The 13,468-nt window shown below is 60.9% G+C and carries 7 protein-coding genes; 4 read left to right on the forward strand and 3 right to left on the reverse strand.

Features of this window, described 5'->3' with window-relative positions; translation table 11 throughout:
- Positions 1 to 211: hypothetical protein (locus tag ABD937_RS05300; RefSeq protein WP_345253982.1), on the reverse strand; the 211-nt coding region annotated here is incomplete at its 3' end.
- Here ABD937_RS05300 and ABD937_RS05305 point away from each other — a divergent pair.
- The 4 genes from ABD937_RS05305 to ABD937_RS05320 all read left to right on the forward strand — a co-directional run bounded on the left by ABD937_RS05305 (position 210) and on the right by ABD937_RS05320 (position 11,246).
- Positions 210 to 1,163, forward strand: coding sequence for a purple acid phosphatase family protein (locus tag ABD937_RS05305; RefSeq protein WP_345253984.1), 954 nt, complete (start codon positions 210 to 212; stop codon positions 1,161 to 1,163). The two genes, ABD937_RS05300 and ABD937_RS05305, sit on opposite strands and share 2 nt — an antisense overlap.
- Positions 1,164 to 1,350: 187 nt before the next feature.
- A complete protein-coding gene (locus tag ABD937_RS05310) occupies positions 1,351 to 3,042 on the forward strand; it encodes a hypothetical protein (protein ID WP_345253985.1) in 1,692 nt (563 codons plus the stop codon).
- 11 nt (positions 3,043 to 3,053) lie between these two features.
- Positions 3,054 to 9,092 (forward strand): hypothetical protein, encoded by a 6,039-nt coding sequence (locus ABD937_RS05315; RefSeq protein WP_345253987.1) that lies wholly within the window; start codon positions 3,054 to 3,056, stop codon positions 9,090 to 9,092.
- Positions 9,093 to 9,101: 9 nt separating this feature from the next.
- On the forward strand, positions 9,102 to 11,246 hold the full coding sequence (locus ABD937_RS05320; RefSeq protein WP_345253989.1) for a fibronectin type III domain-containing protein: 2,145 nt from the start codon (positions 9,102 to 9,104) through the stop codon (positions 11,244 to 11,246).
- 3 nt (positions 11,247 to 11,249) lie between these two features.
- On the opposite strand, the gene ABD937_RS05325 is transcribed toward ABD937_RS05320, so the two are convergent.
- Positions 11,250 to 13,040 carry a M14 family metallopeptidase gene (locus ABD937_RS05325; protein ID WP_345253990.1) on the reverse strand — a complete coding sequence of 597 codons (1,791 nt, stop codon included), beginning with the start codon at positions 13,038 to 13,040 and terminating at the stop codon, positions 11,250 to 11,252.
- Positions 13,041 to 13,154: 114 nt separating this feature from the next.
- Positions 13,155 to 13,409: a 30S ribosomal protein S20 gene (gene rpsT / locus ABD937_RS05330; RefSeq protein WP_345253992.1), complete on the reverse strand. Its 255-nt coding sequence runs from the start codon at positions 13,407 to 13,409 to the stop codon at positions 13,155 to 13,157.
- Positions 13,410 to 13,468 lie beyond the last annotated feature (59 nt).

Genomic DNA, 13,468 nt, shown 5'->3' on the forward strand with positions numbered 1-13,468 from the left:
GGTACTGCACCACAATGCGGGAGAGTAGGTAGCTGCCATATTTATTAAAACAAAAAGCCTTGGCTCGAAAGAGACCCAAGGCTTTTTGCATTACAGACACACACAAACGGTACGATACCGAAGCACGAGAGGATAGGAAGAACCAGAGAACCACCAGAAGCCAAAAACCTTTTCCCTCTCTCTGGTCTGCTCTTTGTTCCTCCATCGGCATGAACGCCCGTTTCTTCACCTCGGTACTCTGCCTCTCGCTCCTCCTTACACTCGGCGCCTGCCACCGCTCCGCACGTAACAGCGCCCCCTCCGAAACGGAGCGCGCCGCCCGCGGTGATTCCCTGACCTTCCTGGTCTTTGGCGACTGGGGAAAATACGGCGGACAACAACAACAGGCCGTCGCCGACCGGATGGACATCGTCGGCCGGCACCATGGCATCCGTTTTATCATCTCCACGGGCGATAACTTCTATTACGCCGGAGTGCGCAATACCTCCGACCGCCACTGGCAGGCTTCCTTTGAAGAAGTCTATAACCGGTCCGGACACCAGGTACCCTGGTATCCTGTGCTCGGTAACCATGACTACGGTACCAACCCGCAGGCGCAAATCGAATATTCGGCCCTCAGCGAACGCTGGCGCATGCCCGCACGCTACCATTCCCTGAAACAAAGGATGGGTGACGGCTACAGCGCTTTGTTCTTATTTACCGACACAAGCCCTCTGGTGAATGCCAACCATGGCAACCGGATGGGCGACCTCGATCAGCAAGACACGGCCGCCCAGCGCCGCTGGCTCGCCGACGCGCTCTCCGACAGTAAGGATACCTGGAAAATTGTGATCGGCCACCACCCGGTATACTCGGCGGGCCCGCACCGCGACACCCGGGAGCTTATCGGGCGATTCGAGCCGATCTTCCTGCAAACGCGCACCGATTTTTACCTTGCCGGACACGATCACAGCCTGCAGCACCTGCATCGCGATGGTGATCCCGTTCACTACCTCGTATCCGGCGGCGGGTCAGAGGCTACCCGGATCCATCGGCACCCGCATGCGCGCTTTACCCGCTCCTCCACAGGCTTTCTCATCATGACGCTTTACCGCGACCGTGCAACCGCCTATTTCTACAACAAGAACGGTCGCCTGTTGTACCGCAACGACTTCCGCAGATAGAACTAAAGTACCATGGCTCCGGCTTCCCGTTTTTTATGCAACGGGCTACCTTTCCTATGCGGTAGAGCGGCGCGCTGAATTGCTCCAGAACGCCTTCTGCCGGCCCCTGAAACACACCACCAGACTGCCTTTGGGCGGGAACCCGCTAACTGGAACGCACCAATCCCTTCACCAAACAACTGCAGCTATGAAGCGGTGCGTATTCATGCTCCTTTTTTCGGCCTTCCTGGGTAAAGTTTCGGCCCAGGACATTCGTACTATAAGCAAGCAAAAGCCGCTGACCCTGTCGGGCAGCATCGGCGCGTCCTCCCATTTTTTCAGCTCCGGTGGCTCGGACGCATCGCGTCCACCCCATTTCTGGAACGTTCATGGCAGCCTGACCCCGACCTTATACGGTATCAGCCTGCCCCTCTCGTTTACCGTCAACCAATACGGCGGCAGCTACGCGCAGCCCTTTACGCAGTTCGGTATCAGCCCCACCTACAAATGGCTGAAGGTGCATCTCGGCTACCGCAATATGAGCCTGTCGCCGCTCGTGTTCGAAGGACAAAGCTTCAGGGGCGCCGGCATCGAACTCAACCCGGGCAAGCTGCGCTTCGCTGCATTCTATGGTAACCTGAACAAAGCGGTAAACGAGGATACGACCAGTGGCCGGTACCGTGTGCCGCAATTCACCCGCAAGGCCATGGGCGGCAAGATCGGCTTCGGTAGCGAGCGCAATTATTTCGATATCATCGGGTTCTACGCCAAAGACGACAGCGCTTCCGCAAGGGTACTGACGAAGTCGAACCAGCTGCGGCCGCAGGAGAACCTCGTGGGCGGTATCTCCTTCAAGTTCACCTTTTTCAAGCGCCTCTCGCTCTCGGCCGACCTGGCGGGCAGCCTGCACAACCAGGACGAAGCCGCGCGCAAGATCCACCCCGACTCATTCAGCAACAACACGATTTCGACGGCAGCCAGGTACCTGCCGCTGCGCTACAGCAGCGTACTGAGCTATGCTGGCCAGGCCCACCTGCAGCTCGCCACCCGCTTCATCACCACCCGCATCGGCTACCGGCATGTGGCGCCCGACTTCAAGACGCTGGGCACGCCCTATATGCTCAACGACATCCGCGCCATTACCGCCAACACGAACCTGACCCTTGCGAAGGGCCGGGTCAACCTCAACCTCAACGCGGTGGACCAACGCAACAACCTCGACGGCCGCGCAGTCAGCGAGCTGCGGCACCAGACCGGCAACCTGGCCTTTAACGCGATGATCGGGCAGAAACTGAACCTGGGCTTCAATGCCACGGGCGTGTTCCTGAGGCAAAAGGATGGTATCCTACGCATCAAGGACAGTGTGCGCCTGCGGCAGGATATCTTTAATATCTCCTTCTATCCCACATACTCCTTTTCCCGCGGCAAGCACGCCCACAGCATCACCCTCAACATCAATAACAACCGGCTCCAGGATCATAACCCGGTAACGGCGCAGTACAGCGCGCTCGATGCCTGGTCGCTCAATGCGGGGTACAACCGGCAGAACGTACGCTCCGGCATCGGGCTCCTCGTGAACGTGCTGTACAACAGCTTCGCGCAACCGGCGAACCGTTATTCGGCTTACGGCGGCACGGTGGGCGCATCGGCGCAACTGCTCAAAGAGCGTAACCTGGGGCTGCAGGCCAGCGTGGGCTACCAGCACAACGATGCCGGCAAAGGCAACGGCAGCAGCAATATCATCTACAACGGCAATATCAACTGGCGCCTTAAAAAGCACGTGCTGAGCGGATTTGCCAACTATGTGCGCACCCCGCCGGTACTCGTGACCACGCAGGTACCCTACCTCGTTGCCTCCGATACCTTCTACGGCGGACTATCCTATTCCTACACTTTTTAAGTTACCGGACTATGAATTCCATTCGTGTTCTCTTACTCACCCTGTTGCTGTGCCCGCTCCTGATCGGCGCACAAATGCCTTCCGTGACGGTATCCACCAACGTCATCCAGCCTGCATCGCCTTTCCTGGCGCAGCTGGCCGACGGCGGGCAGCTAAACATTACGCTGATCAACCGCACGCAGGTACCACTGGACCTGAAGCTATCGCCCCGTATCGAAATGGTGAGCCCGCGGCAATTCAGCATTGCCCTGAACCCGGCCTACCAGCCGGCGCAGCCGATCCCGCTGGGGCCGGGCCAAACACTGATACTCGACCGCAGCTCCCTCCAGCGCATCTTCGGCAACTTCCGCGACGGCAACCTGGCGCTGAGCAATATCAGCCTCAGCGAGCTACAGGTGAACGGCAACTACAAGCTACCGGAGGGCCAGTACCGGGTCTGCTTCACCGCTTACCGCTTCGACGATGCTGCCTATGCCAACCCCCTTTCCATTCCGGAGGCTGGCTGCGGGTTCATGAACCAATGCTACCAGGCAAAAGCCCCGCAGCTGCTCACCCCGGTGAACGTACTTTCGCTGACAGGGCCGAACGAAGTCAAGACCGTTGCGCCGGCACCTTTGGTAGCTTTCAGCTGGACGCCCCCGACCTCCACCTGCGGCGTGGCGCTCACCGGGCTGACGTACGACCTCGACATCTTCCTGCTGAACGACGGCCAGATTCCGGCCGACGCCGTACGCAACCCTCCCGTACTGCAGAAGATGAACCTGACGGCGCCGACCTTCCCGTTCCAGGAGACCATCAACCCCGGGGTGCTGCAAAAAGGGAAGAAATACGTGGCGCGCGTGCGGGCGCAGAACAGCAACCGCGCCGCCGGCCTCGAGATCGACAACAACGGCTACAGCCAGCCCGTGGCCTTCCTGTATGATGCTCCGTCGACGCCCGTCCTGGACGTGCCGATCACCGCCCTCCCGGTAAACGCCTGCAACGGGGTCATCGCGCCTACGAATACGACGCCGATCGCCAACGGCACAACGCTCAAGGACCAGGAGGTGACGATCGGCGGGTTTAAAATGAAGATCACGTCGATCGCGCAGAACGGAAGCTCCTATTCGGGGCAGGGTGAGATTTTCTGGAGACCTCTTATTACGACGCTGCGCCTGTCGGTAAAATTTACCGGGCTGAAGGTGAATACCGCCAAGGAAGTATACGAGGGCTTCGTGCAAACGCAAACCACGCCGCTGAAGCCCGATTGGCAAAGCCTTTCGGTGGTGAATACAACTACCGGCATGGTGGGCGTCGTCAGTAAATCAACGGCAGCGGACATCAACGATTTCCTCAACAACAACGCGGTTTCCAAGCTGATCACCAAGATGACCGGCGACCGGGTGGTAGACTTTCCCATCGGCCTCGACCGGGAGGTGGACGGCACCCAGGTCACCCTCGCGATCATGGGCATTACGTTCTCGCCGAAGGGCAGCAATATGACGGTGCTGTTCAACATGAACATCCCCGAAGACAACGGATGGCTCTCGCTCGCCGGTACCAACTTCTGCATCAAGCCCGACGGCTTCAATTTCGAGAAGGGGAGCCTCTATCTGCCCGAAGACAAGGTGATCAATATCGGCAGCGGCGACAAGCGTTTCCAGATGACCTTCAAGGCAGCGAAGAACGGCCCGGCCGATTCGACCACTGGTACCTACCTGAACTGGGGCAAGAACGGGATCGAGTTCGTGCTGGCCAATGCGGAGATGGCCCTTCCGCGCACCGCGGTGGTTCCGGAAAATTCGCTCGGGAAGCCTGCCGACGGCCCCCTTACGGTGAAGCTCAAATTCAACTTCCTGAAGTGGAGCGACTGGGTGGCCAGCGCCGTGGTGCCCAATTTCCAGCTCACCGAGGTGCCCGATTTCAGTATCCGTGCCAGCACCATTTACTTCGACCATTCCACGGTGCGCAACGCGCCCAATATGTCGTACCCCGAGGGCTATGGCGGTTTCCGGGATGCGAACTTCGAAGGGCTCTGGATCGACAAGCTGCAGGTACTGCTTCCCGCCGACTTCAAGACCTTCAACTCCGGCGCCAACCGCACCGAGTTCGAGGCCAGGCACCTCATCATCGACCGCAGCGGACTGTCGGCTGCGCTCAGGGCCGACAACGTAATCGACCTCAGTACAGGCAGCCTCGGTGGCTGGTCGTACTCGCTGCGCAAGATCAACGTGCTGATCGTGCACAACACTTTCAGCCAGGGCGCGATGGAAGGCGACTTCCGCCTGCCGGTGAGCAACGATCCGCTTTCCTATACCGGCGTGCTGATCAACCAGAACCGGCCCGAAACGCCCGACAAGGGCATGTTCTACCAGTTCACGGTGAAGCCGCCTACGGCCGGCTATAAAGTGGATCTCTGGAAGGCCGAGATGAGGATCGACCACAGCTCCGTCATCAGCGTGGCGCGCGATGCCTTCGGCGCCGGGATCAAGGCCGAACTCAACGGGGTGATCACCCTCGACATCCAGCGGCAATCGGGTGGAGTGGCGGCCCTGCTGCCCGGCCTCAAGTTTGAAAAGCTCGGGCTCGGCAACCGCGAAACGGTAGCCGCGGCCGGCGGTGGCACCGAGGTGAAGAATCAATTTTACTTCAGGCACGGTACCTGGAAATTCTCGAGCCCGCCGAAGAGCGTCGCCGGCTTCCCGGTAACGATCAACGGCATCGAGCCGGTATACCAGCTTACGGGCGCTACCACGAGCAGCGTGCAGGCCAACGTAGGCCTTAAGTTCAACGTGAACCTGAACGTCGGCTTCGGCGAGAGCTCGGTGGTGAGCGCCACCACGGCCCTTAGGGTCACGGGTAGGATCGGCGTCTTTACCGATAAGGCACCCGAGTTCGGTTTCGACCGGTTTGCCGTGGAGCGCGTGGTGATCAAGGGCGATGTGGGCCCGGTGAAGGTGGAAGGCGCACTCGACTTCTACGACAACCATGCGACCTACGGCGATGGTATGAAGGGACGCGTGAGCGCGGTGTTCCCGATGGCGAAGCTCGAGGCCACGGCGCAGTTCGGATCGGTAAACAACTATAACTACTGGTTCGTGGATGCCTGCGGCGCCATCAACCCGCCGGTGCCCCTTGGCGGCGCCTTCCAGATCGCCGGCTTCGGCGGTGGCGCCTACCACAATATGAGTTTCGAGCAGTCGAGCCTGCCGAGTCCCGGAAGCATTTCCGCGCTCGGTGCGGCCAATGCCGCGAAGCTCGATGGGAAAACGCCCGGCGAAACGGTGTCGGGCATCCGCTTCGTACCGTCGCAAGGGACGTCAGGCATGCGGGCCGCGCTCGTGTTCTCCATGGCGCCGGGGCCGGACGCCTTCAACGCCCGGATCACGCTCACTGCGCAGATGCACAACGGCGGCATCGACCAGCTCAACCTGCGGGGCGACGCATTTGCCATCACAAATTATCCCGAAAACTCGAAGCCGCGGGTGAAGGGGACCATCGATATGACCTTCAACTTCAGGACCTCAGAGTTCAACCTGACCGGCCGCCTCGAGGCCGAGCTCGCTTCGGCGAAGGTGGTGGTGCCGCTGAACGTATATGCCGGCAAGGGCTGGTACTTCAAGCTTGGCGACCCCCAGGGTGAGCGCGCCAGCCTCACGCTGATCGACGTCAATACCTCGCTGCTGAAGGCCTACCTCGGCGCTACGGCTTACTTCAACGCCGGTGCCGCGCCCGCCTTCAACCTCATCCTGCCCGATCTGCCTCCCGAGGTGCAGAAATACGGCTTCGGACGCGACGCCTCCATCGCCTCCCTGCTCGAATCCTTCAACCGCACACCGGGCTCGGGCTTCGGCTTCGGCGCCCGCGTGGATGGTGATTTTAAAGCGCGCTTCCTGATCTTCTACGCCTCGCTGCGGTTTATCGTGGGCCTGGATATGGCGCTGAAGAAATTCAACCAGCCCTTCGAGTGCAACGGTGCCGTGGCCGGCCTCAACGGCTGGTATGGCCTGGGACAACTATATGCCTATGTACGGGGAGAGGCAGGGGTGCATGTGGACGTCTGGTTCTTCGAGGGCGACATCTCGCTCTGTAAGATCGAGGCAGGGGCGGCACTGCAGGCGGGCTTCCCGAGTCCTACCTGGGCCACCGGTACGGTATTCATCAGCGGAGAGGTGCTGGGCGGACTGCTTTCCTTCAGCACCAATTTCGAGATGCGCATCGGTGAGCGTTGCTACCCGACACCCGACCCGCTCGGCGACCTCAAGATCATCGCGCAGGTAGGCCCCACGAGCGCAGGCAATGCAAAGGCCGATATCTACGACATCCCGTTCGCGGTGACCAACATGTCGCTCAATGAGCCATACCCGATACCGGTGGCGCCCACCGAGGCGAAGCCGAACGGCGAAACACGTGTATACAAGTTCGAGGTGACCTCTTTCCAGGTGGTGAACCAGCGCACGGGTCAGCCCGTGGATGCCACCTACCTCGCGGTGGAGCCCGATGGCACCAACGTGAAATTGCGTAAGGCAAACGCCTTCGATCCGAACAGCACCTACAGCGCCCGCGTGGTGGCGGTGGCCAGGGAGTGGGATGGCGCCAACTGGGTAGACCCGTACTTCGACAAGGAAAAGAGAAGGAAGCCGATGATGCAGGAGGAGAACTTCACCTTCAGCACCGGCGAGGGGCCCGCCAGCATCCCGGCCGACCAGGTCGAATATACCTTCCCCATCGACCGGCAGCGCCACGTGCTGAAGAACGATGCCGGCACCGGCACCGTGCAACTACACCAATGGCCTGGTTACCTGTTCCAGAACAAGAACGTATTCGTTTACTTCATTAACAACAACCTCGACACCGTCCGCAGCACCTGCACGGCCAACGGCGCGATGAAGCGGCTCGACTTCCCGATCCCGGCGCAGTTGCGGAACAAGGACGTGTACCGCGTGGAGTTCTGGACCGAAGACAAGGCACCGGAACAACAGCAGCCTGGCGGATTCGGGCAGCACCTCCCGCGCAACCTGCCCACGATCGCCAGCCGCCTCACGGTGAGCACGCGGCTCGTGCGCTACGAGCAGTTCGGCGCAACGAAGCTCGTACGCTCCGCCTCGGGCATCGCGCAGCTCGAGAAGCGGGCGCCCGTGTTCACCATGTTCTTCGGTACCAGCGCGCACAACAGCCTGCAGGAAAAGCTGGCCGCCCAGGGAACCTTTTTCGTGAACCCGGCTTCGAGCGGACTGGAACTGTCGACGCGCATGGGCGTGGAGAAGTTCGAGCAGTTCGACCTCGTGGGCTTCCGGAACAACCAGGGCCGGGAGTACGCGCCGCTCCTGTTCGGCTTCGTGCGGTGGGACGACAGCAAGGGCAACGACCGGTTTGCGTCGACGAACATTTATGCAAACTACTACCGCCTGCGCGGCCTGGGCATCCAGATCGACTTCGGCAGCAACTCGGCCCGCCTGCTGAATACCGCGCCGCTCTTCGCGCTTGACAACCGCTCCGACTACGACCGCCCGCTTTCCCAGAGCGAGCTGCCCTGGCCGCTTCGCCTCTCGTCGGCGGGCGACGGCACGAGCCTGTACCGCTATGCCACCACCGCGCAGGCAGCTGTGCGCCACCGGCCGATGGTGATGACGATCGCGTCTTCAAACCCGATATTCCCGGCCGCATATATGTCGGTGAGCGCCGCGGTGCTGCCGATGACCTCCCGGTTCGTGTGGGAGCGCGAAGCGATCCTGCGGCAGGACTTCGAGCTGGTAAAGCGTAGCGCCGGCGCCGCGCTCTACCTGATCCAGTCCTATAGCAACTTCTTCAACGCATCGCGAAGCTATCCCTACTATATCGGCAACCCCACGATGCGCCTGGCCGGCAACAGCCAGGGGGGCAGCGTGGAATGTACCCTGGAGGCCCTCTTCAACATTTCCAAAGACCCCTCGTCGATGGGCCTGTTGCAGCAGCTGAATAATATGACCTTCCAGTCGTACCCGCGCCAGGGCACCTCCCGCCAGGCCGTGTTCCGCTATGTACGCCCGGGTGTTTCCGGTCCCGAGGTTGTGAAGTCATTTACTTATTAATCGTTTCCCATGAACTGTATTGCCCGCACACTCGTACTGTATTTCTGCTGCCTCCTCAGCCTGGGCGCAGCCGCACAGCCCCGCCAGGTGTCGGCCGGCGAAGCGGCGGTCATCCGCGTTATCGCCCGCGCCTATGAGGATTCGGTGGTCCTGCGCTGGGCACCCAGCACGGCCGCCGCCTGGGACTACCTGAACAAGACCGGGTACCGGCTCGTACGTGTGGAGGTGACCGACGACAAGCAGCTGCGCGAGCAGCTCCTGACCACGGAGCCGCTGAAGCCCTTTCCGCTTGAGCAGATGAAAGCGAAGCTGGGACCCGAAAACCGCATGGCTGCCGTGGCGGCGCAGGCGCTGTATGGAAAGACCTTCCAGGCGAGCGGGCGCACCGGGTTCGCGGGGCAGATCGCCGACCAGGGCGATATGTTCCGGAACCGCTACGCCTACGCGCTGCTCGCGGCCGATTACGATGCGCCGACCGCCCAGGCCATCGGGCTTCGCTTCGTAGACCGTAACGTACGGAAGGGGAGTGCCTACGTGTATAAAGTATTACCGGCACAGCGAACGTCCGGGGAGCCCATCGACTCCGCCGTGGTGGCCGTCAGCAACAACGCTTCCGGGCCGCTTTCGGCTCCCGGCGAGTTCGTGGCGATCGGAGGCGACCACCGCGCCGAGCTGCAGTGGAGCCGTTACCAGGACGATCACTACACCGGCTATTTCATCGAGAAGAGTACCGACGGCAAAACCTTCCGGCCGCTGAATAGCGTTCCGTTTTATAGCTCGGTGCCCGATACGGTGAAGACCGTCGACAGCATCGCGGGCCGCATCCGCGAGCGGATGCAGCAGGTACACGTATTCCTCGATTCGCTCGACGGCAATTACCGCGAGTACTACTACCGCATCCGGGGCATCAACGCCTTCGGCGAGCGGGGGCCGTTCAGCAAGGTGGTGACGGTTTCTGGTCGCGACCAGAGGGCCCCGCTGCCGCCCAGCCCGCTCCCCGTAGAATTACTGGGAGGCCGGAGCATTCGCCTGCGCTGGCATAAAACGGACGTGGAGCCCGACCTGGCCGGATATTATATCAACCGGGCCCGCAGCGTCAACGGCCCCTTCGAGCTGGTGAGTGCTGCCCGTCTTCCCCGCGATGCGACCAGCTTTGTGGATACGGCCGCTTACCTCCATGGCGCTACTTTTTATACCGTGGTGGCCATTGATACGGCCTTCAACTATGCGCCCTCGCTGCCGGTGATGGCGGTGCTGCCCGACAGCATCGCTCCGGCCGCACCCGCCGGCCTCGAAGGCCGCGTAACGCGCGAAGGCATCGTGCAGCTTTCGTGGAAACCCAACAGCGAGGAAGACCTCCGCACCTATAAGGTGTACGTATCGAACAACCCGGCGCACCACTTCTCGCAGATCACGGTAGAAGACCTCGCCGATCCTGCCTTCGTGGACTCGATCACGCTGGAGACCCTCAGCAAGGACATTTACTACCGCGTGGTGGCCGTGGATTACAACAATAACCATTCGCCCTACTCGGAGATCCTGAAGCTGCGCAAGCCCGACATTGTGCCTCCGGTGAAGCCGGTGCTGCGCGGATGGAAGGTAGACGGTGGCAAGGCGGTGCTCGACATCGTGCAAAGCAGCAGCGACGATGTCACGGGCTATGTGCTGTGGCGCCGAGAAGACAAGGGCGAGTGGATGCCCGTTGCCGCAATGGCCCACGATTCGACCCGGACGGCCTTCACCTATACCGACTCCACGCTGCGCCCGAAGGTGCGCTACGAGTATGCGGCCGAGGCGGTGGATGAGGACAGCCTCCGCTCGGGGCGCTCGGTGGCCATCCCGGTGCACGTGTTCTCAGCGCCTGCACGCGTAGCGGTGGAAAAGCTTGAGGCCGCCTATGATGCGAAATCCGGGCAGGTTGCCCTTGCGTGGAAGCATAACGAGGCGGGCGACTATTTTTACGTGCTGTACCGCGACGGCGGCAACGGTGCCCTGGAGCGGCTGCGCTCGCTGGACAAGGAAGTGCAATCGTTCTCGGATGGTAGCTTGCCTTCGAGGGCAAGCAGCTGCCGCTACGCGCTCCAGGTCGTGTACCGCGACGACCGCGGCGAAAGCCTCCTGAGCCCGCCCGTGACGGTATCCATCAGACAATAGGGATCAGCGCAGCAGCCGGTACACAGGATACTGCAGGTGCCCTGGCTCGTAATAGGGGGTACGCTTGTAGATGAACTCCAGCTGTGCGGCCCCGTTCTTCGCAAAGGCGGCGTCGGCCGCCTTTTTTGCTTCCAGCTCCTTTCTCAGCTCGGGGTGCGATTCGAGCCAGGCAAGGGCTGTCTCCTCGAACACATAATCCGAGAACCCTTCCTTCTGGCCCAGGATCGGGTCGAAGAAGTTCCAGGCGAAATAGGAGTCCTCGGCCTGCGGCTCCAGCACTTCTGCCAGGAAGCGCGCGCCGGGTTGGTCGGTGCTGATGATCCAGTCGCCTTTACGGAACGGCTGCCGCGCCGTGCGCTTGCTCACCTGCACTTTCGAGTTGGGGTGATGGCCTTCGTAGGGGCGCGGCGCGCTCACATAGCTTTCGATGCGATAAGCCTCTACGGTCAGCTGGGTATCCCGGGTAAGCCGCTCCATGCGGATGCCGTTGGCCTGCAGGCGCTCGATCACTTTCCACCAGCCTTGCGGGATGATGTAGGCCTTCGGGCGCGTCACCAGTAGTGTATCGACGTAGGTGTTGTAGAACGGGATCGTTTGCTCGTAGGGCTTGCTGCGGTCGTAAAAGCGGCGTGGCTGGCCAGAGATAGCACTCGGTTTCTCGCCGGTGGTATAGCCCTTGAACGGGATCCCGGTCGACTTGCTGCGGTCCCATTTCCAGGCGAGGGGGTAACTTTCTTTCGGCTTCCGGGCGGCAGCGCGGAGGGCCTGCAGCTCAGGGCCGTTTTTCGCTACATAGTCGATAAAGCATTCCATCAGGGCCTTGGTGGCCGCCACGCGGTCGGGGTAAGGCTTCAGCATGTGGGTTTCGGGCACGAAGCCGAAGGAGTGCCAGAGGGTGCTGTAGCCGCTCGAGTAGCGCGGACCGTCGATGAACTGGGGCCAGCCCTTCTCCGGCGGGTCGTCGCTCCAATGGTTCACGTAGGGCACCATATCGAAGCCTTTTGCCTTCATGGCCGCAAACAACGCGGGCTCGAACTTCGTGTTGAGGTATTCGCCCATGGCCCCGCCCAGCTTGTTGTGCTGCGTCGAAAGCAGGGTCATCACGTGCTGGAAATCGGCCCCGTTGGTGACGTGGTTGTCGATAAAGACATCGGGATCCAGCATCCGGAAGATGCGGGCAAAGGAGAGCGCCTCTTTGGAGTCGGCCTTGATAAAGTCGCGGTTGAGGTCCAGATTCTGGGCGGAGCCACGGGAGCCTTTCTCGAGCGGCCCGGCCTGGTCGACGCGGTAGTACGGGCTCCGGTTGAGGGTGCCGCCGATGTTGTAGACGGGGATAATGGCCAGCACTACGTTTTTAGGCAGGTCCTGCCGCATCCAGCGTGCGCCGTTCACGTTCGGTAATGGAACCAGGTTGTGCGGCGGCACCCGGTCGCGTACCAGTTGCATCGAAGCGTCGATGCCGTCGGGCTCGCCGGGGTGAATGCCGTTGTTGACCAGGATGATGCTCTTTTTCTTCCGCTTCAGGGAGGCGATGTCGAAGTCGCCGTCGGCTGATACCAGCACGAGGTGCAGCGGGTAGCCGGCGTCGGAAGGCCCCATTTCCAGCATTTTCACCATCGGGGAAGCTGCGTCCAGGCGTTTCCAGAAGTCGATGGCCTCGGCGTAGGAGGGCGTTTCGCGGCCTTCGGAGGTGTCGAAGCGGGTGAGGGGGAAGAGGTTGGGGGCGGACTTTTTGGTTTGGCAAAGGCCCGGGGTCGTGAGCAGGGCCAAGGAAAGGGAGAGGAGGAGGCGCATGCGGCTAAATTAGTGTATTGGTCCGTAGTCGCAGACTTCAGACAACCTACGGACAACGCACAAAAAAGCGCCCCGCGGGTGCGGAGCGCTCAAAATATCGGAAGCGGGCCTGAATTAAGCCAGTTTGTTGATGCGCTGGGAGAGCTTGCTCTTGAGGTTGCTTGCCTTGTTCTTGTGGATCACACCACGCTTGGCGAGCTTGTCGATCATTGCGATCACCTCAGGCATTTGCTCCGTAGCAGATGTCTTCTGGTCGAGTGCCTTCAGGTCGCGGATGGCATTACGGGTAGTTTTACCGTAATAGCGGTTGCGTTCGCGGCGCTTGGTCGACTGACGCACATCTTTCTTTGTTGCCTTATGATTAGCCATGTTCTTTTAATTTCGGAGGGCAAAGGTAGGGAAAAGATCTCAGATGTCAGATGTCTGAT

This window comes from Flaviaestuariibacter amylovorans (genome assembly GCF_039541815.1).
Classification (GTDB): domain Bacteria; phylum Bacteroidota; class Bacteroidia; order Chitinophagales; family Chitinophagaceae; genus Flavisolibacter; species Flavisolibacter amylovorans.

Coding starts and splice junctions, on each gene's coding strand:
- ABD937_RS05305 (WP_345253984.1), top strand. CDS start 210: ATGAACGCCCGTTTCTTCACCTCGGTACTCTGCCTCTCGCTCCTCCTT.
- ABD937_RS05310 (WP_345253985.1), top strand. CDS start 1,351: ATGAAGCGGTGCGTATTCATGCTCCTTTTTTCGGCCTTCCTGGGTAAA.
- ABD937_RS05315 (WP_345253987.1), top strand. CDS start 3,054: ATGAATTCCATTCGTGTTCTCTTACTCACCCTGTTGCTGTGCCCGCTC.
- ABD937_RS05320 (WP_345253989.1), top strand. CDS start 9,102: ATGAACTGTATTGCCCGCACACTCGTACTGTATTTCTGCTGCCTCCTC.
- ABD937_RS05325 (WP_345253990.1), bottom strand. CDS start 13,040: ATGCGCCTCCTCCTCTCCCTTTCCTTGGCCCTGCTCACGACCCCGGGC.
- rpsT (WP_345253992.1), bottom strand. CDS start 13,409: ATGGCTAATCATAAGGCAACAAAGAAAGATGTGCGTCAGTCGACCAAG.